Origin of the sequence: Lactiplantibacillus daowaiensis (assembly GCF_005405085.1) — a bacterium.
Taxonomy (GTDB): domain Bacteria; phylum Bacillota; class Bacilli; order Lactobacillales; family Lactobacillaceae; genus Lactiplantibacillus; species Lactiplantibacillus daowaiensis.
Genome location: NZ_BJDJ01000012.1, coordinates 73048 through 99180 on the forward strand (window position 1 = coordinate 73048; position 26133 = coordinate 99180).

At 42.3% G+C, this 26133-nt stretch carries 30 protein-coding genes and 2 tRNA genes; 8 read left to right on the forward strand and 24 right to left on the reverse strand.

All coding sequences use genetic code 11. From position 1 onward, the window contains the following. Positions 1-6: 6 nt before the first annotated feature. The 3 genes from FFM75_RS08715 to FFM75_RS08725 form a co-directional block, all read right to left on the reverse strand. Entirely contained in the window at positions 7-1893 is a 1887-nt protein-coding gene (locus tag FFM75_RS08715; RefSeq protein WP_137628791.1) for an ABC transporter ATP-binding protein, read from the reverse strand. After that, complete coding sequence (locus tag FFM75_RS08720) at positions 1893-3623, reverse strand: ABC transporter ATP-binding protein (protein ID WP_137628792.1); 1731 nt, start codon at positions 3621-3623, stop codon at positions 1893-1895. The genes FFM75_RS08715 and FFM75_RS08720 overlap by 1 nt, the downstream gene beginning before the upstream one ends. A 262-nt stretch (positions 3624-3885) precedes the next feature. Beyond that, positions 3886-4278 (reverse strand): YxeA family protein, encoded by a 393-nt coding sequence (locus FFM75_RS08725; protein ID WP_137628793.1) that lies wholly within the window; start codon positions 4276-4278, stop codon positions 3886-3888. Positions 4279-4525: 247 nt separating this feature from the next. On the opposite strand from FFM75_RS08725, the gene FFM75_RS08730 reads away from it, so the two are divergent. Continuing rightward, complete coding sequence (locus FFM75_RS08730) at positions 4526-5383, forward strand: polysaccharide deacetylase family protein (RefSeq protein WP_137628794.1); 858 nt, start codon at positions 4526-4528, stop codon at positions 5381-5383. A gap of 45 nt (positions 5384-5428) precedes the next feature. Here FFM75_RS08730 and FFM75_RS08735 read toward each other — a convergent pair whose 3' ends face one another. The 18 genes from FFM75_RS08735 to FFM75_RS08825 all read right to left on the reverse strand — a co-directional run bounded on the left by FFM75_RS08735 (position 5429) and on the right by FFM75_RS08825 (position 19126). Next, complete coding sequence (locus tag FFM75_RS08735; protein ID WP_137628795.1) at positions 5429-6652, reverse strand: ArgE/DapE family deacylase; 1224 nt, start codon at positions 6650-6652, stop codon at positions 5429-5431. Between the two features lie 673 nt (positions 6653-7325). Further along, positions 7326-7526 (reverse strand): cold-shock protein, encoded by a 201-nt coding sequence (locus FFM75_RS08745; protein WP_042522391.1) that lies wholly within the window; start codon positions 7524-7526, stop codon positions 7326-7328. A gap of 118 nt (positions 7527-7644) precedes the next feature. Continuing rightward, positions 7645-8016 (reverse strand): hypothetical protein, encoded by a 372-nt coding sequence (locus tag FFM75_RS08750; protein WP_137628796.1) that lies wholly within the window; start codon positions 8014-8016, stop codon positions 7645-7647. A 173-nt stretch (positions 8017-8189) separates the two neighbouring features. Continuing rightward, positions 8190-8459, reverse strand: coding sequence for a head-tail connector protein (locus FFM75_RS08755; protein ID WP_125766204.1), 270 nt, complete (start codon positions 8457-8459; stop codon positions 8190-8192). 14 nt (positions 8460-8473) lie between these two features. Beyond that, positions 8474-8848: a DUF1304 domain-containing protein gene (locus tag FFM75_RS08760; RefSeq protein ID WP_087609393.1), complete on the reverse strand. Its 375-nt coding sequence runs from the start codon at positions 8846-8848 to the stop codon at positions 8474-8476. Positions 8849-8947: 99 nt separating this feature from the next. Next, entirely contained in the window at positions 8948-10483 is a 1536-nt protein-coding gene (locus FFM75_RS08765) for a phage major capsid protein (RefSeq protein ID WP_137628797.1), read from the reverse strand. Further along, entirely contained in the window at positions 10480-11580 is a 1101-nt protein-coding gene (locus FFM75_RS08770) for a phage portal protein (protein WP_137628798.1), read from the reverse strand. Before FFM75_RS08770 ends, FFM75_RS08765 begins: the two co-directional genes overlap by 4 nt. Continuing rightward, positions 11581-11781 carry a hypothetical protein gene (locus FFM75_RS08775; RefSeq protein WP_137628799.1) on the reverse strand — a complete coding sequence of 67 codons (201 nt, stop codon included), beginning with the start codon at positions 11779-11781 and terminating at the stop codon, positions 11581-11583. Then, positions 11735-13438 (reverse strand): terminase large subunit, encoded by a 1704-nt coding sequence (locus FFM75_RS08780; RefSeq protein WP_137628800.1) that lies wholly within the window; start codon positions 13436-13438, stop codon positions 11735-11737. Before FFM75_RS08780 ends, FFM75_RS08775 begins: the two co-directional genes overlap by 47 nt. Beyond that, complete coding sequence (locus tag FFM75_RS08785) at positions 13435-13908, reverse strand: phage terminase small subunit P27 family (protein ID WP_137628801.1); 474 nt, start codon at positions 13906-13908, stop codon at positions 13435-13437. The genes FFM75_RS08780 and FFM75_RS08785 overlap by 4 nt, the downstream gene beginning before the upstream one ends. Before the next feature lie 581 nt (positions 13909-14489). Continuing rightward, positions 14490-14879 carry an HNH endonuclease signature motif containing protein gene (locus FFM75_RS08790; RefSeq protein WP_137628802.1) on the reverse strand — a complete coding sequence of 130 codons (390 nt, stop codon included), beginning with the start codon at positions 14877-14879 and terminating at the stop codon, positions 14490-14492. A gap of 216 nt (positions 14880-15095) precedes the next feature. Then, positions 15096-15413, reverse strand: coding sequence for a phage head closure protein (locus tag FFM75_RS08795; protein ID WP_171001466.1), 318 nt, complete (start codon positions 15411-15413; stop codon positions 15096-15098). 10 nt (positions 15414-15423) lie between these two features. Then, the gene (locus tag FFM75_RS08800) at positions 15424-15615 is read right to left on the reverse strand and encodes a hypothetical protein (RefSeq protein ID WP_137628804.1); all 192 of its coding nucleotides are present in this window, start codon (positions 15613-15615) and stop codon (positions 15424-15426) included. Between the two features lie 14 nt (positions 15616-15629). Beyond that, complete coding sequence (locus tag FFM75_RS08805) at positions 15630-16109, reverse strand: hypothetical protein (RefSeq protein ID WP_137628805.1); 480 nt, start codon at positions 16107-16109, stop codon at positions 15630-15632. Positions 16110-16254: 145 nt separating this feature from the next. Beyond that, a complete protein-coding gene (locus tag FFM75_RS08810) occupies positions 16255-17649 on the reverse strand; it encodes a virulence-associated E family protein (RefSeq protein ID WP_065674405.1) in 1395 nt (464 codons plus the stop codon). Next, entirely contained in the window at positions 17649-18449 is an 801-nt protein-coding gene (locus FFM75_RS08815) for a bifunctional DNA primase/polymerase (RefSeq protein WP_137628806.1), read from the reverse strand. The genes FFM75_RS08810 and FFM75_RS08815 overlap by 1 nt, the downstream gene beginning before the upstream one ends. Positions 18450-18460: 11 nt before the next feature. Continuing rightward, complete coding sequence (locus tag FFM75_RS08820; RefSeq protein WP_137628807.1) at positions 18461-18688, reverse strand: hypothetical protein; 228 nt, start codon at positions 18686-18688, stop codon at positions 18461-18463. Positions 18689-18946: 258 nt separating this feature from the next. Continuing rightward, positions 18947-19126, reverse strand: coding sequence for a helix-turn-helix domain-containing protein (locus FFM75_RS08825; protein WP_125766214.1), 180 nt, complete (start codon positions 19124-19126; stop codon positions 18947-18949). Between the two features lie 175 nt (positions 19127-19301). On the opposite strand from FFM75_RS08825, the gene FFM75_RS08830 reads away from it, so the two are divergent. Both FFM75_RS08830 and FFM75_RS08835 read left to right on the forward strand, forming a co-directional pair. Further along, complete coding sequence (locus FFM75_RS08830) at positions 19302-19898, forward strand: helix-turn-helix domain-containing protein (RefSeq protein WP_223876643.1); 597 nt, start codon at positions 19302-19304, stop codon at positions 19896-19898. Between the two features lie 57 nt (positions 19899-19955). Then, complete coding sequence (locus FFM75_RS08835) at positions 19956-21113, forward strand: site-specific integrase (RefSeq protein ID WP_137628808.1); 1158 nt, start codon at positions 19956-19958, stop codon at positions 21111-21113. A 331-nt stretch (positions 21114-21444) separates the two neighbouring features. On the opposite strand, the gene FFM75_RS08840 is transcribed toward FFM75_RS08835, so the two are convergent. After that, positions 21445-21517 (reverse strand) — tRNA-Gln (locus FFM75_RS08840). A 111-nt stretch (positions 21518-21628) separates the two neighbouring features. Here FFM75_RS08840 and FFM75_RS08845 point away from each other — a divergent pair. From FFM75_RS08845 to FFM75_RS08865, 5 genes are all read left to right on the forward strand, one after another. Beyond that, a complete protein-coding gene (locus tag FFM75_RS08845) occupies positions 21629-21835 on the forward strand; it encodes a hypothetical protein (protein ID WP_137628809.1) in 207 nt (68 codons plus the stop codon). 45 nt (positions 21836-21880) lie between these two features. After that, positions 21881-21953, forward strand: a tRNA-Glu gene (locus tag FFM75_RS08850). Positions 21954-22201: 248 nt separating this feature from the next. Further along, positions 22202-23455 (forward strand): SHOCT domain-containing protein, encoded by a 1254-nt coding sequence (locus tag FFM75_RS14060; protein WP_223876644.1) that lies wholly within the window; start codon positions 22202-22204, stop codon positions 23453-23455. Positions 23456-23615: 160 nt separating this feature from the next. Beyond that, positions 23616-23849, forward strand: coding sequence for a hypothetical protein (locus tag FFM75_RS08860; protein WP_137628810.1), 234 nt, complete (start codon positions 23616-23618; stop codon positions 23847-23849). 23 nt (positions 23850-23872) lie between these two features. Next, positions 23873-24145 carry a hypothetical protein gene (locus FFM75_RS08865; RefSeq protein WP_137628811.1) on the forward strand — a complete coding sequence of 91 codons (273 nt, stop codon included), beginning with the start codon at positions 23873-23875 and terminating at the stop codon, positions 24143-24145. Between the two features lie 57 nt (positions 24146-24202). Here the strand turns inward: FFM75_RS08865 and FFM75_RS08870 are convergent, their stop codons facing one another. Both FFM75_RS08870 and FFM75_RS08875 read right to left on the reverse strand, forming a co-directional pair. Further along, positions 24203-24394, reverse strand: coding sequence for a hypothetical protein (locus tag FFM75_RS08870; protein ID WP_137628812.1), 192 nt, complete (start codon positions 24392-24394; stop codon positions 24203-24205). Between the two features lie 97 nt (positions 24395-24491). After that, a complete protein-coding gene (locus FFM75_RS08875; protein ID WP_137628813.1) occupies positions 24492-25844 on the reverse strand; it encodes a glucose-6-phosphate isomerase in 1353 nt (450 codons plus the stop codon). Between the last annotated feature and the right edge of the window lie 289 nt (positions 25845-26133).

Here is a 26133-nt window from a genome sequence, read left to right on the forward strand (position 1 = left end):
CCTCCTTTAATCTAAGTTGATATTGCCAGTAAACTGACTGTTGTATAAGTCGGCATAAAAACCGTCTTTGGCCATCAATTGTTCATGATTCCCAGTTTCAACAACTGACCCATGATTCATCACGATGATGTTATCAGCGCCTTGAATCGTGGATAATCGATGTGCAACCACGAAACTGGTCCGGTTCTTCAATAACCGTTCCATCGCGTGTTGGATATGCACTTCGGTCCGGGTATCGACGGAACTTGTGGCTTCATCCAAAATCAAGATTTCTGGATCAGCAACAAAGGCCCGAGCAATCGTCAACAATTGGCGTTGCCCTTGTGAGATGTTTGACGCTTCTTCGTTTAGGATCGTTTGATAACCATCTGGTAACTTGCGAACAAAGCCGTCCACATGGGCTGCCTCAGCTGCCGCGTAGATTTCTTCATCAGACGCATCTTCGCGACCATACTTCAAGTTTTCAAAAATCGTCCCGGTAAATAACCACGTGTCTTGTAAGACCATCGCAAAGTGTGACCGTAAATCTTCACGATCTAAATCACGCGTATCGGTCCCATTTAAGCGAATCGAACCACCCTTAACGTCATAGAACCGTTCCAACAAGTTAATGATGGTCGTCTTCCCGGCCCCAGTTGGCCCGACAATGGCGACTTGTTCACCGCGCTTAACATCTAAGTTATAATCGGTCATCAACAAGTCATCGCCATAACCAAATTGCACGTGATCTAACGTAATTAAGTTTTGATCATCGGTCGCAACTGGTAAGTTGGACTTCGTTTGCTTCATTTCTTCTTCGTCTAAGACTTCAAAGACCCGTTCCGCTGATGCAACCGTTGATTGAATCGTGTTCAACAAGTTGGCCATTTGCGAAATTGGTTGTGAGAATTGTTGGGTATATTGTAAGAACGCTTGAATATTCCCTAACGACACATTCCCATGCGCCACATCGATCCCACCAATAATTGCAACGAAAACATAGCCGATGTTATTTAAGAACATCATCAATGGCATGATGATCCCAGAAATAAATTGGGCCTTCCAAGCCGATTGATAGTAGTTATCGTTTTGTTCTTCAAAGTCATCAATCGCATCTTGTTCCTTGTTGAAACTCTTGATGACCACGTGACCGGCATAATTTTCTTCAACTTGGTTATTCAATAACCCCAAGCTCTTTTGTTGGGTCCCAAAGTACTTTTGTGACTTAGGGGCAATAACCCCCACCACAACGATACTTAATGGAATCGTCACTAAGGCGATCAACGTCAACTTCCAACTAATGGAAATCATCATCCATAACGTCCCAACAAACGTGACGACACTAGTTACTGCTTGCGTCAAGTTTTGTTGCAAGGTGTTGGCAATGTTATCCATATCGTTAACGGCCCGACTCATAATATCCCCATTAGAATGCGTGTCATAATATGAGATCGGTACATTTTTCATCTTGCCTTTAAATGACCGGCGTAATTTATAAACAGTCCGCTGTGAAATTCGGGTCATGATAAATTGTTGGATAAAGTTGAAGATGGCCGAAGCACAATACATCAAAATAACCACTAAAATAATCTCGCCGATTTTTTCAAAGTTGATTGGGTACCCTGACTGGCTAATACCAGCCTTTTGTTGGGCGACCCCTTTCATAATACCTTTATAGATTTCAGTCGTTGCTTTCCCTAAAATCTTAGGCGTTTGGATTTGGAAGATCACTGACGTAATCGCAAAAACCATCACAACAACTAAACCGATCCAGCGGTCTGACATGTAGCGCATCAAGCGCCCGGCAGTTTTCCAAAAGCTCTTAGGCTTTTCAACTAACCCTTGCGCACCAGGTCCATGCCGAGGACCACTAGGACGTGGTTGATCAGCACTGGTTGATTTCTTTTCACTCATTACAGTTGATCCTCCTCTCGTAATTGTGACTTCATAATTTCTTGATAAACTTCATTATTAGCCTTTAATTCAGCATGGGTCCCTTTACCAACTAACTTACCTTCATCAAGGACTAAGATTAAGTCAGCATCAGCAACCGTCGCAATTCGTTGGGCCACGATAACGACAACACTTTGTTGAATGAGCTTATCTTGACGTAATTCTGCCCGTAATTCAGCATCAGTCTTAAAGTCCAACGCCGAAAACGAATCATCAAAGACATAAACTGAGGCCCGCTTGACTAAGGCCCGGGCAATGGCTAACCGTTGCCGTTGACCACCAGAGAAGTTACCCCCGCCTTGTTCAACGTGGGCATCTAAGCCGCCTTCTTCTTTAACGAAGTCAGTCGAACGGGCAATTTCTAACGCATGCCAAATGTCATCATCGGTGGCGTTTTCATTCCCAAACTTCATATTGTCGCGAATCGTCCCAGTAAAAAGCGTCGCCGTTTGAGGGACAAACGAAACCGTCCGGTGTAACTCGGCGGTCTTCACATCACGGACATCGACACCATCAACCTTGACGTGACCATTTTCAATATCATAAAAACGTGGAATCAGGTTAACTAAAGTCGTTTTACCAGACCCAGTTCCCCCAATGATCGCCACGGTTTGACCGGAATGCGCGCTAAAGTCAATATCGGTTAACGCCAACTGCTCGGCCGTTTGATACCGGTAATCCACATGATCAAACGCTAAGCTATGATCTTGATCAACTGGTAATTGTTTAGGGTCTTTAGGATCATTAATTTTTGTTTGAATATCTAAGACTTCTTTAATCCGGGTTGCTGAAGCAGCGGCACGTGGAATAAAGGCAAAGACCATCGCAAGCATCATAAAGCTCATCAGCACTTGCATCGCGTATGTCATAAACGCGATCATGTTCCCAACTTGCATTGTTTGACTACTGATCAATTGGCCACCGAACCAAACAATGGCCACGTTAGTCCCACTCATGATCAACGTCATCACTGGGAAAGCTAACGCGACAATGGTGTTAACTTTAATGGCATTTTTCGTATAATCTTGGTTGGCATCTTCAAATCGATCTTGTTCAAACTTATCTTGACGGAACGCCCGAATAACCCGGACCCCAGTCAAGCCTTCCCGGAACACTAAGTTGATCCGGTCAGTCTTCGTTTGCATCGCTCGGAATAACGGAATCGCAAATCCCATAATTAATCCGATAAAGATTAATAGTACTGGAATTGAGACCACGAAAATCCAAGTTAATTCATGACTCTTGGTATAAGCCAAAAAACTGGCCCCAATTAACATGATTGGCGCCATGATCATCATCCGCAAGGCCATCATGGCCACGTTTTGGATTTGCACAACGTCGTTGGTCGTCCGGGTAATTAATGAAGAGGTTTCAACTTTATCAAATTCATCATTAGAAAAGTTGATGACTTTCTTATAAATATCCGAACGTAAATTTTTCCCTAACTGTTGTGATGACCGGGCGGCCAAGAATACGTTCCCGAAAGCCGCGACTACCGATAACAGTGAAAAACCGATCATTTCAAAACCGATCTTCCAAATATAACTAATGTCGCCAGTGGCAACCCCGTTATTCACAATATTAGACGTCAAACTGGGCAAGTTTAAATTGGCAATAACTTGCACGATCATAAATAAAATCGCCCCGGTGACGGCCCAATATGAGATCCGGCCCTTCGCTATTTTAAGCATCAACACGCTCCCCTTCATTTGGTTAGTTCTGCATTTTACAGTGCAACATACTAATCTAGCTAAAAATCGTCTTTTTGTCAACCATCTTTACAAGACTCACGCAAACAATTGTAACGCAGCACAACTATTTTGACAGCTAAAACGCCTTAAGATTTGGTAAATTTCCTAACTTTTTCAAAATATTTCTCGGTCATCAGCCAACCTTAAATTAACGCAACAAAAAAAGGCGCCACTTAATTAGTGACACCACTTTGCTAAACGCCTAACTTTCAGCCAATTTTCTTAACACGCCACCGGGCATACTGGCTGGTTGGACCGCTTCCCAGGATTCGACGTTTTGGCCTTTAGTTTCGATTTTTAAATAATGTTGGAGTTTTAACCGCTTTTGCGCATCAAACGTTAAGGTCCGCCGATTTCCCGCTGCATCGACGGTCTTGATCTGATACGTATACTCATCTTCACCGGCACCACCGATTCGGTGCCCGGTCGGCCGATTAGTTAAGCCATAGACCGTCGTGACTTGGACCATTGGATTGACGTTATCTAGTGCCATCGCAAATTCGCTACCTTGATTCTTAGTCAACGCTGATGACCCTAATAAGGCCCCCACCCCGATACCAATAATGACCAATAAACTAATTAACACTTTCTTCATGTAAACTTCCCCCTGTTAGCTTGCTTGAATTACGTTAAGCTAAGATTACCAAGGCGGGAACCCCTTGGCTAGCCCGGCTAAGGCTTTCTTAACCACCTTTGAAGAACCCTAAGCAAGCTTAGACTTTCTTAAAGAATAAGTTACTTAACCTTAAGAACTAGCTAAATTAAGCGCCTAATTCGCAGCAAACTAACGTAAACCCGTATGATAATAATAGCGTTAGTTCAATCTTGGGGGGATTTTACACATGCAACTTTTATCACGCCGATCACTGGGGATTTTTAGTGCCGGTTTACTGCTACTCGGGTTGGCCGGCTGTACTGCTACGGCGACCACTAGTGCACCATCGACGAAAACATCATCAACAACTAGTCAGAAGAAAACATCAGCTAAGGCTAAGACCAAGGCAAAACCAAGCGCAAAGCCATATGCGCATTGGCACACTGTCAAAACCGCTAAAGTGCCGATCTTGATGTACCACAGTATCGCCAGTGGCAATAGTCTTCGCGTGCCAGCTAAGCAATTCAAAGCTGAGATGACTTATTTAAAGCAACATCACTATTACACGTTGACCACCGCTGAAGCTATCCATGTCTTAACGACCAAGCAAGTGCCACAAAAGAAAATCGTCTGGATCACGTTGGATGACGCCTATCGCGATAATTACACTAAAGCTTGGCCAATCCTAAAACAAACCCAGACTCATGCAACGATCAATTTCATTACCGGCTTTGCGACTAAGAAGAATCATTTAAACTTGGCTGAAGCCTTAAAGATGCAAGCTTCCGGGGTGGTCGATTTCCAAAGCCACACGGTCCATCACTTAGATTTAAATCAGTTAACCGATAAACAGCAATTAGCTGAGATGGTTGGGTCAAAGACTTGGCTAGACGAACACCTTCACCAACATACCCGCGTCATTTGTTATCCCGCCGGTCGCGCCAACAAACAGACCTTACACGCGGCTAAATTAGCTGGCTATCAGTTAGCCTTATCAACGACACCGGGCATTGCCACTAGTCACAGTGCCCGCTACAACTTACCGCGTCAACGGGTCACACCAGGACTGTCGCTAGCTGAGTTCCAACAATTATTACAGCCATAACAAAAGGCAGTTCGCCATCGTTAGCGAACTGCCTTTTGTGTGATCTTAGGCTTGCAAATAAGCTGGGAAAAGTTGTTCATACATCTCAATAAAATCAAGATACATCTTGGCAGAAATATATTCATTTGGTTGATGTGAGGTTAGATTACCAGGGCCAAAGACCGTATAATCGGCCCCAACCAAATGATCAATCAAAAACCGTCGCGCATCGGTACCACCGGCTGCACCTAGAATCGGAATCGTTGTTTGATCAGTTGGTAAGCCCATCATTTTTAAGGCCTGTTGATTTTGTTGTTGTTCTGCTGGCGTGAATTCAGCATTTTCCAAATAAGGTTGCCCAATTTTTTGAATCAATTGAATCATCTTGCTGTGCGCATCGCCTACCACTGGGTCAACGACCATTTCAGCGTGATGTCCAATGTGACTGCCATGTTCTTGGTTATAGTCGCGAATCGTCTCTTCAAAGACTTGCAACAGCTTTTGGTTGCTAACTTCTGGAATCGTCCGCAAATTAACTTGGGCTGACGCATAGTTTGGAATCGTATTGACTTGGTTACCACCATGGAATACATCAATATTAAATAGCGTTGGCGTACTCAAAACATCATTGGTGATTCCCGCTGTTAATTTTGTTATATTAGTTTGAATTTGATAGAGGACATCGACCAAATGCATGACCGCATTTTGACCAAGGCTTGGCATTGAACTGTGCGCGGTCTTGCCTTCAGATGTGACGGTCATATCAATCGAACCGGCTTGGCCATAACAAATCCGATAGCCAGATGGTTCCGCAATCATTAATGCGTCAACACCTTGCATATAGCCCGCCGTCGTCAAAGATTGCGCCCCCTTCTCGGCAAATTCTTCACCATATGTGGCCAATAATCGAATCGTACCGTTTAATGGGACTTGTTGTTCTTTGAGTTCAATCATCGCAATCACAAGCGCTGCTAACCCACTCTTCATATCGTTAGCGCCACGACCAATCAGATGATCACCATCAGTTGTTAACGTAAACGGATCAGTGGCCCAATCATCGGGATTGACGGCAACGGTATCCATATGACCAGAAATTGCTAAAACTGGCTGTCCAGCCCCAATTTCAGCGACTAGGTTGGCTCGGCCGTCGCCTTCTGGTAACACCTGACAATCAATACCCGCTTGGCTAAATAGCGTCTCTAAATAGTGCGCCACTTCGATTTCATTGCCATTGACCGAATTAATACTAACTAAATGCCGTAAAATATCAATTTTCTCAGCTTTTTCCATCCTAATTCCTCACCTTCACTAACGATTACGTACCCTTTCATAATGACACCAGTGATGTAAAATAGACAGTCTTTGCGGTAAGTTAGGTTGTTTAAATTAGTATCTTAATATTTTTATGACTATGAGTTAATAAAAAAAGCTGTTGACTAAATATTCCTAGTCAACAGCTTATCGTATCCTTCAATTGGGTATACTGGGAATGACCCCCACTTCTTTATAAATGCCTACACACCAATGATAGCAATGGTTTTAACGCTTAGTAAATAATGGTTGGCTTACCATTTGGCTTACTTTACAAAAAAACCACCGTTTCCGGTGGCTTCATACTTGCGCGGGGCAGTGACTGTTAACTTCATCGGTTAACAGTTTTTTTATTTATCAATATAAAAATAATCTTTCGGTGCTTCAGATGGCCGGCCACGTTTCCAATGACTATTTACTGAGCCATATTTACTAGGTACAGGATCAGGACTCATAGCTACAAATCTTCGCCCAACTGAATCCATGAATATGTTGATTCGACTGTACTCTCTAGTTGGTGTAACAAGCGTACAATTTTCGTGATTAATGCCATAAACATCTATAAAATCCATATTATCACATTGCTTTCCTGTATGCCTTTAATAAAAAAGAACTGCTCCATCAAAAGCAGTTCTTCATAATATTAGACAAATTATTGTGGAACAACATTAGTCGCTTGAGGTCCTCGATCGCCTTGTTCAACATCGTAACTAACTTTTTGCCCATCGTCAAGACTCTTAAAACCGTCAGTTTGAATTGCTGAAAAGTGTACGAATACATCTTTATCATCTGAACCAGTGATAAACCCAAAGCCCTTATCAGCATTAAACCATTTTACAGTACCATTTTGCATATATATATCCTCCTAGGAATCAAACCAAAGTAACCAAATTGAATTAACATCTAAGAAAATAATAGATAGCAAAGATGAATGATACTTATAACTTCCGAACATGTCAACTTAACTAACTTTAACACTTTAATTCGATGTATGCAACCCTAAATAATTCAAGCGCACAATTCTTCATGTAGTTAAACTTGCTAACACTAACGGACAATCGCTCGCAAGCCTCGCTTCGGGTAAAACGTTTCTCAATGATGTAATCATGCAGGATAAATTGATACTGCGGATCATGGATCGCATTTAACGCGTCCTCGACCTCTTTTAACTGATAAGATAGGTCAATATAGTTAATGAGGCTAGTTTCAACGCCATTGCCGCCACTGTGACTAGGAGCCACACTTAAAACCGGGCTAGATACCTGATTAAACGTCCGAATTTCCTGTTTTAGTTTGGTATACTCTTTTAATAAATTACGTATCTTCTTAATATCTTGACGCATTGGAACCACGCTTTCTGATTCCAAATATATGTATAAGGAGAGGGAGTCGCAATCTGCGGCTCCCTTACTAACAATGAATTAAATGAATTACTTAAGGACACCTATATTATAACATTTTGTTCAATTAATTTCACCTATTATATTTTTAAATGAAGTTTATTCATCAATGCTTTTTATTCGCTTGTCAGCCCACGGAGTTGCTGGATCATGCTAACCACTTGGTAAGGAGTCTGCTTCATATCCACCACCCGGTTTTGATACCAGAATTGCGTTAGCAACGACACCGCAAAATCATATTGCTTATATTGGGTTAAACCAGCCGTAGTGCTAACGGCGGTCTGCACATATTCCTTAGCAGAATCTAAGTAGCCCTGAATTAAGGTATCATCTTCGGTCAAATCCAATCGTAAGCTGGTTTTAATATCATCAACCGTCACTGCCATAAAAAAACTCCTTTCTAACTATTAGACAAAATCAATGCTACAAGCGCAAGTATAGCTGGTAGTCCTTGAGAAAAAATAATCTTTTTATTCGCTGTAAAGGCCCCGTATATAGCGGCAACCACAACAAAACCAACAAAGAGATATAAGTTCCATATTCTAAGTTCATTAGGAAATACAAGCATGGACAATAGTATTCCAACACCAATAAAACCATTATATAATCCCTGATTAGCCATACTTACTTGCACCTTTTCTTGTGCTAAATACTCTTTTGGCAAATCAAAAGCATTTCTAGCAATCTTTGTTTGTGTCAAAAACATTTCTAGCACCATGATAAAAAGTGCCTCTAATGCCACTGCAAAAACTAATACGTCACTAATCATTTTCAATTTTTATCATTCCTCTATTTTTTGTTTAAGTCAATAATAGCATACAACGTCCATCATTATGTAACAGGGGTGTCCAAAATGGCTCCCCCTTATGTTCTTCTATTTACCGCTGGTTGCTGTTCCTAGTGCCACATTGACCGCGGCAGTCTTATCAATCACTTCATAATCGTTCCGCACGATCACTGATAACCCTTGGCTGAACTGATCGAACTTATCCCATTGGGCGGTTACTTGGTTGCGCCGGAAGACCGCCACCGCTTGTGACAAATCACCCGCGACCATTGGGAATGTGCCGTCAGCATTGTTGGCCAATAACTTATCACTGATCATGACGACCGGAGCCCCTAACAAGGTAAAGCCGCTTGGCGCCGTTGGATTAGGTTGCAATAGGTAACGGCCTTCGCTATCTTTCAAGGTATCAAGATAATTGAACCCGGATTGGTTAACTAACCACATCTTGCTCAAAGCAGGGTCTAAGGTCACATTGAAAATCTTTTTAAGATCATCAATACTGGTGGCCGTTGCTTTAGCAAAGCTACTACCCGTTAACAGTCCCATGATCTGCGTGTTGTCCGTATTATCAACGAGTTGTTGTAATTGAGCCTTAACTTCACTCACAATATCCACTTCGGCATCTTCTACGACCTCGTTAGATAAGGCAATCTTACCCGCTCGTGTCTTCACATCAAATGGCACTTCCGTAAACATATTCGCGTTAACGTCCGCAATATCGGCGAGTTCTTCCTTGGTGGCCAGTACGGCTGATTGTCGACTAGTCGAGATAGGATAAGTCCCAGAACCACTAGAAACTTGCTTAACCGTCGCATATTGGGCGAGATTGTAGGTGGATTGCTTTAATTGGAAAACGGGGGTAATGAGTTCCTTGGGAATAACCGCACTGGCACCACTCGTATTCAAGCCGTCTCGGGTTTCACCGTGGCTTCGTACATAAGCTTCAAAGGCAGGAACACCGGTCTTGTTGTCATTTTCATTCGTGTTTGGATCAATAATTGTTTGTTTTGCCATATTATCAGGCTCCTTTTCTTGATTGATAAACTTTTCATAGCTACGGGTGTCAACTTGAACATTGGTATCGTCATAAGCGGGAACAGCAACCACTGAAACATCGAACAAGCTCTTAACTTGATTAATGGTGCGCGTGATATTACCGCCATCATCTTTAGTCCATTCGTCGGTGTCGTCGTCACTATCAAAGCCAAATGAACAGGAATCAACGTTCCCACTTTGAACTTCTTCGTATACATCATTAGCAAACGACGTATTCGGCAACTGCGCAATGAAATGTAGCCCCTTATCGTCCGTCTCTAGCGTTAACGTGCCCGCCTTGACGCTGGCTAACACTTGAGTGTAGTCGTGGTTGTTGAGCATAAGAACGTTTGATAAATCGACACCATCAAGCGCCTTGGGGGTTACAATCTCGGTAAAACCACCTAAATCTTTACTTGGTGAGTTCCACACAATGGCATAACCACTAATTGTTTTCCCTTTGCTTGTTTGGGAATCTTTAGGTTGCGGGTCTGCTGAATTTTCAGCTGGCCCGTCTTCGGGTGTTTCTGACTGCGGCGTTTGTGCTCGCAATTCGGCGTCAATCGTTAACCGTCGGTCTTGTTTCATGAATTAGTCACTCCATTCTTTTGTAAGTTTAAGAAAATATTGCCATCGTCAGTTGGTGGCAAGCCAATCTTGGCCCGGGCTTCATTGCGGCTCATAATGCCGCCCGTAAATCCAGCCACCGCTTGGGCTTGCTGGGTCTGCGGATCAAGGCTCAATAATTTGTCCGTATTGAACGTGAAGTCATGGTCAAGCTTGAATGATAGTTCGCTGGTGAAGCTATCGAAGTAATGCTGTAACGTCCCTTGTAGATACTGCACGCCACTTTGCTCTTGGTTAGAATGATCGTTTTCTACCCCTAAGCGCTCTGGTGGCAAGCCAAAGGCTTTAGCAATTTGCCGGGTCGTCCAGTCATTCGAGTTAACAAGTTTTAACACATCGGTATTTAAGGGCAGATTACTAATATCCATACCATCATCAGTGACAATCGTATTGACCGCATTTTCTCCGGTGGTCGTTTCATCAAACTGTTTTCGAACGTTTTCTTTGGCTTCTTTGCCTAAGTCCGTTTGGTGCAATTTAACGATGGTGGTGCCGTGCACGCCGGCAGTAAAAAAGCCGGTTAGCAATTTATTGCCGGCCGACTGAATCTGGCGTTCATCTTTCAAGGCATATAGTGGGCTGATCCCCGATACCCCGTCTTTGGTGAAATATTTGAAATGCAAGATGTTGTTAGGCGCGATCTGACGACACGTTCCACTGGTTGGCGTATAAGTATAGGTCAACTTGCCGCTCACATCGTCTTGCTCAACCACCAATTGATTGTTGGGAATCAGTTTCAGGGTGTGGTTAGGCAAAATCTCCGCAAAACTATTACCATTGAGTAACAGGTTAGCCGCCAACGCATATTTGAAATGGTAGCCGTCCATCTGGCTATTAGGGGTCTGATTAATCATCGTGTTAAAGATTGCCGTATCACACATAATTGGATTGCTGGCAATGTCGCTCGCAATAATGTTAATTGCCGCATAAATATCACTGTTGCGTAGCACACTGGCACTCACAAACGTATACGGGTCATTGCTTGATAAACTAACCAAGGCGTCAGCTACCGGATCATGCGTGCCGCTGGTGGTACTGCTTTTAACAAAAAAACTCATTTAATCACCTCTTTGCTTTTCATAATTAATTAGCAAGGCCAGCAGAATCATGGCTACACCAGCCAATATCAATCCCGCTGGCCAGCTGATCCAGCAACCAAAACCAATCACTAAGCAGATTAAGCCAAGCACCAACAAAATCGTTTGTACATAATCAGAACAAATCTGCCGCAGTCGCTGTTTTGTAGTAATCTTCTGCATGCTGTTGATCCTCACTTTCTTGATAATATCCCATACCCGCTACAAACGCGTTAATCAACGCCGCAATCGGGTCAATCCGGTTAGTATTGCGGGCTTTGTCGAGTTGCCAGCCATTGTTTACCACTTTCAAGATGGCGTTATTGACCGCATAAGCGAGAATCTTGTTGCCGTTATGCTTAATCTTGCCATCATAAAGTTGGTCACGGAAGTTTCGGGTGGGAATATTCAAAGTTTTAGTTCCTTGTCGCACTTCAAACAGTGGATAATTTAATTTTTCAAACTTAGTGATTAAGGTTTGGGCATTGTATGGATCATAGGCCACGGCTTTCACTTTCAAGTTATATTGCCCGACTAGTTTTTGAACAAAATCAAAAAGATCGTCATAGTCAATAATGCCGCTATCAAGGCGAGTAATACTACACTCACCAGCGCGCTCCATTGACCGGTAATCAATCCCATCACGTTTAATCTTAGAATCCAGTCCGTACTTCGTGCCAACAAACGAATGACTATCACAATAAAACTGACCATTGCCAATTGGTATCAACCAACTAACCGCGGTCAAGTCATTACTTTTTGAAAGATCCACACCGATATACACATCTCGATTGTTTAAGTTAGGCACCTTTGCCAATTTACCAGCGGCCCAATCGTCCGCGGAAATATAGCTGTCCTCACTGGCTTGCAACCACATATTGAAGTTCTTAACCAGTACCGGAATTAGATTATTTTGCTTGATAGCAAGGTCAACATCGGCCTGAATTTTCTCCGTCATGCGTTGCTTAACGTGTGGCTCGCTGAATAACGGGTTGGCCTTGATCCAATTGGCTTGATCGTAAACTTCTTCGCGGTCGTCCAGTTCCCAGATTGCCACAAAATAACGGTCAGCTTCGGTTTTGCCCTTTAAAACGTCCGTCAGCATGTCATATTCGGCGTGCATTGGAACGTTAAGGTTAAGACCAGAAGTGGAAATCACCGCCAGCAAGGAGTTATCCTCTTGTGCTTGACCAGACTTTAAAACGTTATATACTTTTCGGTCTTTAGCTTCGTGCCATTCATCTAAAATAACGGTAGTCCCAGCATAGCCATCAAGCGTACTGGTGTCGCTGGCAAGTGCCAAGACTTGCGAATCAGTTTCCAAGTCAGTAATGGCTTGCTTCTGCACCTTGATCCGTTGCCGCATGTACTTCGACTGTTTGCGAACTTGCCGTAACCCACTTGAAAGCATATTGTAGCCAAGCTTAGCTTGTTTAAGGGCGTTGCTTACGAATAGCACTTGTCGGTTACGGGCAGGCTGACACTCCCTTAAAAGGCCATTAGCGGCCATACCAGAAGCTAGAAAAGTTTTCCCGTTCTTGCGTCCCATACTAATAAACGCCCGATCGTAGCGCCTATTACCAGTAGTTTTTTCACGCCAGCCATACAACTCACTAATAATCCATTTTTGAAAGGGTTGCATGGTGAGTTGGCTACCGTCAGTCTTAGGCATTAATTCGATAAATTTGACCGCCTGTGCCGCTTTGTCTTCGTCGTAGTAGAACGGGAAGCTATCTTCTTTAGAACGGCTTAAATCGCGTTTAAATCGCTCACACGCCCATTTGATTTTTTGACCAGCCAATACTTCACCGGACAAGACTTGGTCAACATATTCAATCATGATAACATCGCCTCAAAAGTATCTTCGGGCGTCTCATCTTTTTGCTTGTTTAGTTCCATACGCGCCCGGCTCGATAGCGACATGCCTAAATCATTGGCTAAAGCTTTTAAGTCTCTCGTCGCTTGCGACTGCAAGGCCACATACGGGTTCGGCTTACGGGCACCAGTCTTTTGATTAGTCTGTACTAGGCCATTCTTGCGAATATCGCTCTCACAAGTCTGAATTGTGGCATAAGCCCGGCAATAGCTAGCTAGAAGGGCCCGATCAAGTTCACTAATGGGCGTGTTAGCTTTTAAGTACGGAGAAACACGTTTCCACTCGGTCAAAGCACGGTCATGCAGCCAATCAGGGGGCGTTAAATCGAGTGACGGGTAGTCAAATAAGGCAGTCTCGGCGTCCTTCCTCTGGTCACGCTCTTCGTTCGTTAGATGTTTCTTTAAAGTTGATAGTTGCTTAATTTTTCGACCCATTTTCGGGCTCCTTTCGCTAAATTTACGCACCAAAAAGCCACCACGAGTTATACCCATAGCGGCCAATTGATACATATATCCAGAATCCGTTTATTATATCTATATTATCGCACATATCTCTAAAAAGTGCAAATAATAACATGTATATATTTACATGTTACCCCCTGACTGTTTATTTGTTTAAATTTCGCATTATTAGTAGGGATATTTCACAATCCAGCAAAATAAGCAAAAATCCAAAGTAAAAAAAGGGATTTTTATAAACACAAAAGTATGCTGCCGCTCTTTTTTTGTCGACCATAGCCCCCCCATATCATTGCTATACCAAGTTTTACAATCGCTTTAGAATACTCGCGGTCGAATTGTCGGCTACCAAATCTAACTCGCCCTAGTTTTCGGGTTAGCTTCCCAAAATTGGTGGCTCAAAATTGAGCCGCGAAGGCACCCTGTCACGTCATCTTAACGGGTCAGCTAATGCACCAAGTTAGTGCGTTGGGGTCGTAACTTGCGACCTTAGATAGTACAGCGGAAAATTCCGCTCAACTAAAAAGCGTCGCACCTTTCAGCACGACACTCATTGATTATTTAGTTTGTTGTTCCCGTTGTTCTCTAGCCAGTCTCGTTTTTCGGTTATGGTGTCGGTAGCACAATGGCTGTAGGTTGCTTTCATCTAAGCGACGTGACCAGTCGTCTTTAATTTCGATAACGTGATCAACTACATCTGCCTTACAAATCACACCATCTTGATAGCACTGCACACACACCGGATTGCTTTCAAGGAATCGCCGTGACAACTTGCGCCATGCTGACGACTTGTAGAACTGCTGATAACGTCCCTCACGTTCGCTATACATGCGCTTGTGGTACGTTTCGGCGTTAGCCTTATGCTGGTGCTTATCGCAGTAACGGACGTCATAGGGCACCAACTGACGGCACCCGGCATGGTTGCATTGCTTCATAGGTTTTGCCATTATAATAAACCTCCTTAATTTCTAGTGTGCCGCGTGTGTGCCACGTGTGTACCACGTTACTGAATCCTGTAACGCTTATCATATAAGGGTTTTACCACGTGGGCCACGTGTTCCACGTCAAAACAAACATTTACTAGTATAGTATATGGTAAAGAACAAATTAGTCATTTTCTAGACATACACAAAAGGCCGCCTGTGAAGACGACCTCTCGTTTATTACCCGTGCTTCTGGTAGCGAACCAATGTGATCACATCGAATGAGTTAACCTCATCATCACCGGCCACATTGCTAACCCGATAAAGGGTGTCACCGATCTTAACCAGTTGTTGCTGATTGACCTGCTTATTATGCCGTACAACAATCATCTTCGTATCTGTCAGGTTGTCTCCGGTTAGAGTAATCTGCTGATTAATGGTCTGGCTATACTCACCGAACCATAGTGAGAATTGCGGTACAAATTGCGAAACGAAAGCACCTGTATTCGGGTTCATCTCACCATTACCATATACCCCGAATTGGCAGCGGTGTTTCATACGCGATACATCATAAGTCTTCATCGTCATCACCAGTCCTATAAACCAATGCTTCACAATAGATCGTTTTCGAATCGCTCACTTTGATAAAATCAATGCTAGTGCCTATCAACTCATCGTCAATATCTTGTGCTTTGTCGACTTCCGAAACTTGCGCAAATAACTCCTCCATATTGTCAGCATGTACCATCTTAATTTTCATTATTTAAACTCCTTTTATTCTCTAAAATATTGCTTCTTAACTACATCAACAACATGCTGATTTGCCAACAGGTCATAGTAATAGTAGTTATATGTTTCCCTGCTCATAATCATTACTAGTGAAGACTGGCCGGGATAATACCAATCTACTTTGCTATCAAATATCACGCCCACTAAATCAAGCGACAAGACGTGCTCCGCTATTTTGCTATGAACGCTATCGGCCGGCCCATAATCATGAGCAATTGCAACAATTCGTGTAGTTCCACTTACCTTTTGCAATTCGGCATGATCTAACCAATCCCCAAGGTAAGGTGGTGTGTCATACTTATTACCCGCATTGTATGAACGATCACCTGCTAGTAGTTTTTCAAGATTATGTGGGCGTTCATACACGGCGCATTTATCAAACTGAAATACGTCTTCAAATTTTTTGAGGTTTTCTGAACTGCTATATTTTGTGTCTCTCAATAATTGCATTTCTTGCCATTTCATACGTGTTTCCTCCTAGAACTGGAAATGTTTTTTTTAACGTGGTCCACGTGGTCCGGTGGTCCAAACGTTGATATATCAGCACTTCAAAGACACCCCGACGTGGTCCATATGGTGGTCCAACGTGGTCCACTTGGTAAATTTCTGATTAAACTTCGCGCATATACCCATGTAGACGTTGGCCATTCATTCTAATTCGTTGACTTTTCCAACCGTCCATATTGTCCATTAACAACTTAATTCGCTTAGCTTCCGAGTTTGTTCGCCCGGTTAAATAACGATCAACTGTTTTATGGAAGACAACTTCCATAATTTCCCGAGTTGTTGTTTGATTAAGCAGTTTCCGTTCATTGCTAACTTGATCTTGTAGCCACTTAGATTGCTGACCGTAGTCACTGACATAGCTTTGTTTTAAGCTGGTACTCATTTTTCCCCAATCTGTGGGAACTTCCATTGCTAAAAATTCTTCAATGGCATCTCGCATAGGGTCAACAGCTTCCGCAGCCATCTGATACGCCTTAGCCTCTTTCACGGTGGCCTGATCCAGATATAGCAGTTCGCCATTCCTAAACCAATACGCGGCCTCCGCCAATACTTGAAGTATATAATTCTCGTCCGGGTGCCATACATCTAATTTGGCCTTGTTGACCCCACATTTAATTGGATAGAAGCGCCGTTCACCGGTCGCGTCCTTTAAATAGTCGGTTTGGTTAGTCGTGCCAATAAATACGCATTTACGCGGGTGTGGCAACGCATAGCGGCCGTAACTATTCCGATATGTGTCGGATTGTGCACTAATAAAATTTTTAATTCCCTCAACGTCCGTTTTTTTCATGGCGGAAAGCTCGGCAACTTCAATAATCCAACTACCTTGTAACTGTTGATAATCGTCTTTCTGCTTCCCCATTCCTTTCAACGAATCATTGAATTTATCTGGGTATAGATTCTTACCAGCCGTACTCTTGCCAAGTCCTTGGCTTCCCTCTAAGATAGGGACAATTTCAAACTTAACTCCGGGAACATAGGCCCGGGCAATAAGACCAGTTAGCCATTTCTTAGTGATGGTGCGGGTGTAGTGATTATCTTCGGCACCTAAGTAATCAATGAAATAACGTTCAGCACGTGGCTGGCCGTCCCATTCTACCGCTTCAATACGAGCCTTAACCGGATTGATTGTCTTGCGGCGTGCTTCTGTAACTACCGCGTCGGTAATGTTTTCCTTGCTGAATAACAGGTTGTAATGATCTTCAATATAACTTCTCAATAACGTGTCATCACTATCATTCCAAAAACCTTTTTTGAACAGTGAATTGTCTGCTTGTGGTGTTTTGACAATTTGTTCCGAGAACTCGTCAAAGACAACTAGTCCTTTCAACATTTCGTCATGTTCCATAATTAAACGGATATTGTAAAGAGACTGTGTTTTGATCCCATCGTCAGAATTTTTTTTGAAATCATTCTGCCAATCAGCGTCACGTTGCATTTTGATAACATTATTGGCTGCTTCTCGGGTCTCTGCTGGTAAATCCATTGCTTTGCCCATTAATGAACCCCCTTACTCTCTCGTTTTAAAATGGATTGAAAAATCACATTAACTTCTTTGCTTGGTAGTGCCGGATCAACGAACGAATCATTGATCACTGACAGCATGTTATAGACTGTCTTGGGAGAAGCACCGACGCCAAACATACGACCGGCAATTTTAGTTAACCAAGCATTGCGATTGCCTTTGGCCGTCCCGGTTACCATTTCATCTAACAAGCGACCGGTATACTTCTTTTGGCGTGTGGTATAGGTGTGTTCTGACGACCAGTTCACTTTTTGGCCTGCCAACTTATCGACTAGCCATTGAGGAGCCGGCTTAATATCAGCCAAGGTTCGGCCATCTAAGGGGGCATACGGTTTGCCGTTAATCTCGCTTGGTGCGATCACTGTGAAGTCAGTTAGCAGATCAATGCCGGGCCAATTATTGACCTTGCGCACCTTATCTCCGGTATACTTAAAGAAGTAGTGGAGACCACCGCCGGCTGTCTTTTCAATGTACGTATCTGGTGAAAGTGTCTTGCCTTGGCGCTGTAATTTCATCAGGCTATCTTTTCCATTCTTAGTAGAATCGTGAATATCAACATCAACTACTAATAAGTGAGACGTGTCTAATCGCAAGCCTAGGTTATAATCTGGGTTATTTTGAAACCAGTCTACAATGGTGTTCTGGTCTCTAGTGGCTTCTAAATATCCGTGGTGACCCTTAGGCGGTGTCTTAGTGTTGGCTGATAAAGGATAAATTTCATACCCGCTTTCAACTAAATCAAGTGCCGCATATAACGAAGAAAATTCTTCCATCACGTCACCACCTATTCTTTAGGACAAATAGCGTTTGAGACTTTTAACATGGTATCAGCAATATTCGACAAATTACTTTCCAGATTGCTGGATTGATTACTATTGAAAAAATAAGTGGGCCATTCAGCGTCATGTTGCGCAAGAGTGTTATCCATGGCTAGAAGCTCAATACTTACTTTCAGTGATTCCCATGCCCGTGTTAATTCCTCAGCTTGTTCAAATAATTCTTCATTTGTCATTTTCCATTCTCCTTATTCATGTTAGAATTAAGGGAAAACATACATTGCGATATGCCTGACCTACTACTCGCCAAAGTAAAGTAGGTCTTTTTTGTATGCTCTCCCATTTTTCTTGCCTCGTATCTTTATGCCTTCTTCATTCCAACTAACGCCGTAGCAATGCCAAGAAAATAACTGGCAAAGAAACCGACCAACAGTAAACTGACTAAGTTCATAGGATCACCTCCTTAAGTTTATTCTGCCCCCGCACGGTGCAATTTAAATTGTTTTTGAAGCTAAATACTTATCCAGCTCTTTACGTTCAATACGCTTTAGTCTACCAATGCTAGTTACCTTTAATCCGTCATTAATCATCTTGTAGACTGTATTCATGCTGCCAATATTTAGTTCTTCCATTACTTGATGATAAGTTAGCCACTGATTTTTTTCGTTATTCATCTTTGCCACCTCCTACGGTTTTATTAAAGAGACTAAAACTATATTTGGTTTCTTTAACTGAACTTATGATACATAGTTGTTCATTTGAAGTCAAGTATGTGATACCATTTATTCAGATAGGTTTCTTATAAAAAACTGAAAGAAGGCATTCAAATTGAACCCCATAAGGTCACGCATGCTTGAACTTCATATGTCATTTACGGATTTGCAAAATGATACACAATTATCTAAAGCTACAATTGCCAGGCTCATAAAAAACGATGAAATTCCTGATAATACCAGACTTTCCACACTAAAACTAATCGCTAATTCTATAGAGTGTCCTGTCTCCACTTTATTAGCGCCTGCCGTTACTAACTATTCCATTCTTCCCCCAACTTCTGAAAAAAAGAAGGTTCGTAACGAGATAAGCAGCATAGTCTTTTCCTATATTGTTCCAATCAATTTTGATCTGATTACCAATTCCACGTTTAAAATAGATTTTTTTCAGAATATAAAAAACCAAAATCTGAACAAAATAATAATATCAGTGGAAAAAGATCCAAATTTAGCAATCGGCGGTTTGATTTTGGGAAATCAACAGCGAACTTTGAGAAGCATATTAAATGAATTGATTATTAACTGTCATTACGAAATGAGCTCTTTTGATAAAAATAATGATATATTTTGCGACTTCAACGCGTTTATTAATTCTGAATTTTCAACACAAGGTACTTTCTCTTTTAATTATTCAAACACCAGCGAGTCCCATTTTTTGCACATATACTTTTAATAATTGTTTTCTTACATAACACTGCCCCCGCACGGTACGTTATGGAGGAAATTATATATGGCAGCAATCAAGAAGTATCAGGACAAGGACGGGAATACCCGTTATCAATTTCAAATATATTTAGGCACTGATCCACTAACTGGTAAGAAAAAAACTACCCGTCGTCGTGGATTCAAGACAAAAAAAGAAGCCCAGATTGTACTATCAAGACTTGAGCTTGATGTTTACAACCATGGACTTCCCGCAAAGAATGATAATTCTATTTTTAGTGACATTTATCAACTCTGGTTTACACAATACCAGCATACCGTTAAAGAAAGCACTTGGGCAACTACCAAACGAATGTTTCGCCTACACATTTTGCCCGTGTTTGGCGAGTACCGCATAGCTCAAATAACCATTAAAGATTGTCAGAAAGCAATCAACCAATGGTTTAACGAGGGATTAGCCAAGTATCATACGCTTATGAACTACGTTGCCAAGGTGCTTGATTATGCCATCAATATTGACTTAATCAGTGAGAACCCCGCAAAACGGGTTATTGTTCCGGTAAATAAGAATGATCGTTCACGCAAAAACTTAGAGAATTATTTTGACAAGCCGGAGTTGCAACACTTCTTTGAGTGTCTGAATGATGACGATAATACGCCACAAGCTAGTGTGTTCTTCCGTTTGGCAGCATTTAGCGGTATGCGAAAGTCAGAAATGTTGTGTTTGGAATGGTCAGATATTGATTTTGTTCATCACACCATAAGCGTCAATAAAACACAGTCTCGAGGCGATATGGCTCGTTTACTGGTACAGACACCCAAGACTGCCAGAAGTAATCGAACTGTCTTCATAGACCCTAAAACAGTGCAAATTTTGCAACGGTGGCAATTGGAACAGAAGAAATATCTTATCCGTTTTGGTTTTAACATAAATCACAGCAACAATTATGTTTTTGCCAATGAAAATAATGAGATGTTTCAACCATCTAAGCCACGCAAATGGCTTGAACATACCCTGACGAAATATGATCTAAAACACGTAACCGTCCACGCATTTCGGCATACCTATGCCACCTTGGCATTTGAAGCTGGTGCTTCGGTTAAATCGGTTCAGGATCAGCTAGGGCATTCAAGCTATCGAACGACTTTAGATATTTACACGGCAGTCACTGCAAAACAAAAGAACGAAGCCACCCAAAAACTAGCAAGTTATCTTAATTTCTAAAGTGGACCACGTTGGACCACCATATGGACCACGTCAAGGGGTCTTTAAAGTGTTGATATATCAACGTTTGGACCACCGGACCACGTGGACCACGTTTAAAAAAACATTTCCAGTTCTAGGGTAAAGAACGAATTAGTCATTTTCTAGCTTACCTATTTACGCAACCCAATCTTCAAAAGACTATCACAGCAGGAATAAGCGTGGCTTACTTGGCTTACCATTTGGCTAACTTTTATTGATAATGAATGACAATCAATGAAACCCCTGGGCACAGAAAAAGCCGTTGTCACAAGGGTTTTGACACCCTATGACAACGGCTGATAAGTAGGAATTGGGTATACTGGGCTCGAACCAGTAAATTACGGATTCAGAGTCCGCTGCCTTACCAATTTGGCGAATACCCAATAAACAACTATTCAATTTTATCTTTAAGCTGAAATCATGTCAAGTAATGCTCGAAAATTACTTGAATTAATCAGACCTGACCGTCACACTAGTATTAAGGAAGTGATCACATGTCTCGTGATGAATTGACACGCACCTTTAATCATTTGCGACAACAGCTTATCGTTTGGGCCGTCACTGCAATTGGTTTAGCCGTCATGCGAAGCTTTTTGCTCCCACAATTATTAACCTTTGTCTTTTGGTGTAGCGTGGCTTACTGTTTGGTCCTCTTTATTGCGCTGGTAATCGTGACCATCATGCGGCTTCGAACTAAATGAAGAATTGACAAGCGTTCAATCTTTTTGTAAGATGGTAATTGAATTTGCCCGCTGGTCAAATTGGTTAAGACGTCGCCCTCTCAAGGCGGAGTTACGGGTTCGATCCCCGTGCGGGTGATTAATGGCTTTATTCGATAAATTTAAAAGGTCAAAACGTTGTTAAAACAGCGTTTTGGCCTTTTTTTGCTGGTTGTATCCATTATTGCGTTTCCGACCGGCAAAAGATCACCTAAAATTAAGTTCTTTTCGCATAAATCAAACTTTAAGGCGTATTATCAATAAGTGAGGAAATAAAAACGCCATTAATGGCAGGTGTGGACTGACGGGAAAGTTCATGCCAGTAAATCGATTTTGGAGGACGGGATAATGAATAAAAGTAGTGGTGGCATCGGTTGTTTAGGATTCTTGGCTTTAGCAGTCGTGCTAGGTTTTGTGATGGAACATTGGATTTGGTTTGCAATTGGTGCGGTTATCATTGTCGGTATCATTATCTATGTTGTGTCACGGCCAGAGACCGATGAACAAAAACAAGCTAAGGCTGAGCGCGCCACGGAGATTCAACACCTAAAACAATGCGACTTAACTACCCTAGCAGTTACAACAACAGATGTCTTATTAAAGCGCAATGAATTTGAATACTACCGTGCCAACAATGTCGACTGGTCAGAACCACGTACGCATACCACTAGAGTCAACTATTCGGGTATGACAAGTTCAGTCAAAATTATGAAGGGCCTCTATTGGAAACAAGGTTCGATCAAACCAACTAGTCAAAAGGTGACCCAAAATGAACTTATCCATACGGGTACCTTGATTTTAACCAACAAACGATTAATCTTATTGCAATCTGATGGTAGTGTTGCCCAGATTACATTAGGCACGATTGCCAATTTAGTCCCTTACACCAACGGTCTGGATATTATGAAAACACGGGGTAAAAACGTGGCCTTACGCGGCAGTCTTGACGGCGAAGCCGCCGGGGTCGTCTTAACTAGATTGATTACCGATGACTATGCCGCTAAAAAGACGGCGACGGCCACACCTGCCACCGTCACCAGTGGACCGAAGATCATTACTAGTGTGACCGAAGAAACAGCTAGCACTCCCCATGAACCGCTCACAGCTCAGGTTTTGTTTGACAATATGGCTAAAGCCTCAACTTTAGATTGTCAACTTAACGAAAAAGAACGTTTCTTTGAATTTTCACTAAAAGATGTCGTGTTAGCTAACATCCAAACGACCTATTCACAAGATTGTGACGCCTACGCTGACTTCTTGAGCGAAATCCAAGAATTACGTCAAAGTATTCTTGAGAATGCCGCTACCATTGATGAAGATCTACCTGGTCAAGGTTACGGGGTACGTGCTTTCTTTGATCCTGGATTTAACACCTTGTTTGCACAAGTTCGCCAGGGGCACTTTGACTACTATGCACCAGATGATCCACAGTTTCCAAATGCCGCTAAATCCCCGGCTGACTTGACTGAGCAGCTTGATGATCAGCCAAAAGTGGCCACTAACAATTATGATGAGCTCCGCCAATTAAAAGGCCTCCTTGATGACGGGATTATTTCGCAAACCGAATTTGACGCCAAAAAGAAACAGTTACTCAACTTATAAAATTAGCCCGCAAAACCCGTTTTAGGCTTTTTTCCAGACAAATAAGCCTTTACGACTTGCCTGACGGGATTATAATAGAGAGGTAGATTGTTTAGTAACGTTATGTTTTATAGCGTTTTAGTAAAAATTAACTGTTTCTAATGTCAAAACGAAGGAGATCTTGTTAGTGGTATACAAAGATGTATTTGGAATTGATCACGATGATTGTCATATTGTACAAACTCGGCATGAATTCAACCGCATCTTCATTATTGAAAACGAAGTCGGCTCACGCTTTACTTGTATTAAGAAGGACGCGCCATTAGAGAAGAAAATGTCGGGTCATTGGAAGTATGCTAAGGCCAGTGATGCACCGAAGAACTATGCGGTGCCTTACAAAGCGCAAAAGCGCTAAAAATCGCTGAAAAGAGGGTCGAGATGCGACTTTATAAACCGGTAACCAATCATAATGGGCGGGCCAATCGTGCAGATAACCGCCACATTAACCCCTACTACGGCCAACATGGCGCTGAGTGGGTCAAAAACGGCAATGCGTCCCTTTATAACGCACAACATGAACACTCCCAAGCTAAGTTGCACTTGCAGCATCGCTTCGGTACGGTTGCTTATAATGTGCTTTGGGTCATTGTTGCCATCATTGTGATGATTGTTGGAGGCTTTATCGTCTATTCGTTGGCACTAAATCTTTAAAACAAAATCCACCAGTCGTCACTTACTGACAACTGGTGGATTTTTGTGTATCACGCGTTATTTTAAGAATGACTTACGTGTCACTAATCGATAGATGGCATCACTTAGTCCGACTAAAAAGATTAGCCCGAGCCCCGCAATTTTTAGCCACGGCCAGGCTTGGTTGATACTGTCAACCTTGCTCCCGATACCAAAAATAATTAAGCCAATCAAGATCAAAAGACTTTCAATTAGATTTAATGTTTTCACCCTGCCACCTCATTTCATCGTTCCCTATTATACTAAAAAACGCGCCTAAAATCGGCTTTAACCAATTTTAGACACGTTAAAATTTTAAAAATTAACTTTATTTGTTAAGACGAGCCGTTAACTTAGCCGTTAATTCTTCGTAGCCAGGCTTGCCAAGTAAAGCAAACATGTTGTTCTTGTAAGCTTCAACACCTGGTTGGTTGAATGGATTGATCCCGTTCAAGTAACCAGAAATAGCAACTGCAGCTTCAAAGAAGTAAATCATGTAGCCCAACGTGTAAGCGTCTTGACTAGGAATGTTAACGATCATGTTAGGCACACCGCCATCGACATGGGCCATAATAACCCCTTCAAAGGCTTTGGTGTTAACTTGTGCCATGGTCTTGCCTTCAAGATACTTCAAACCATCAAGGTTTTCAGCTTCCTTAGGCACATCAACGTCACTAGTGGCATTTTCAACTTTAACAACTGTTTCCATCAAGTTACGACGGCCTTCTTGGATGTATTGACCCAAGGAGTGTAAGTCAGTTGTGAAGTTAGCTGATGATGGGTAGATACCTTTTTGGTCTTTCCCTTCGGATTCGCCCATTAATTGCTTCCACCATTCTGAGAACATCGCCATATTTGGTTCGTAGTTTTCAAGAATTTCAGTGGTATAGCCCTTCCGGTACAAGATGTTCCGGTAAGCAGCATATTGGTAAGCTTCGTTCTTGGTCAAATCAGCATCGCCGTATTCGCCTTGAGCATCAGCAGCACCCTTCATTAATGAATCGATGTCGCCGCCTGAAACAGCAATTGGCAATAAACCAACTGGGGTTAAGACAGTGAAACGACCACCAACGTCATCAGGAATAACGAAAGTTTCGTAACCTTCAGCGTCAGATTCTTGCTTCAACGCACCGCGCTTGCGGTCAGTTGTGGCATAGATCCGGCCTTTGGCACCATCTTCGCCATACTTTTCAACTAACTTTTCTTTGAATACTCGGAAAGCGATTGAAGGTTCAGTCGTTGTCCCAGACTTAGAAATAACGTTAACTGAGAAGTCACGGTCGCCGATTAAGTGAATTAAATCGTTGACGTATGATGATGAAATTGAGTTCCCAGCAAAGACAACTTGTGGGAATTTACGGTCTTCACGTGAAAGTGATGACCAGAAAGTTTCGTGTAAGAATTCAATGGCTGCCCGAGCACCGAGGTATGAACCGCCAATCCCGATTACTACTAAGACATCAGAGTCAGATTGAATCTTCTTTGCAGCCGCTTTAATACGGGCAAATTCTTCCTTATCGTAATCTGTTGGTAAATTTAACCAGCCACGGAAATCATTCCCGGCGCCAGTACCTTCACGCAGCTCCTTGTCAGCAGCTGTGACCATAGCTTGCATTTCGCCAAGTTCGTTATCATGGACGAACTTAGTTAAATTAGAGCTGTCAAATGAAATGTGTGCCATTTACTATTACCTCTTTCTATACATATTTAACAACTCACATTATACAATACGAGCCGACGGAATGAAAAGCGCTTCCGCCTGCTTTTTCTTAAATTTTCGCAATTTGTGTAAAAAATAAGCGTATTTATACAAAAAAGACCCGCTTGATAACTGGTATCTATCAGGCAGCGTCTACTTTTGAAACATTTTTAAATAACTTTTTTAATTTAATAGGGCAAATTACAAGTTTAATCCGAACAAGCCCGGAATCTTTCAATGGCAGTCTGTTGATGATGTATTTTTAATGGTC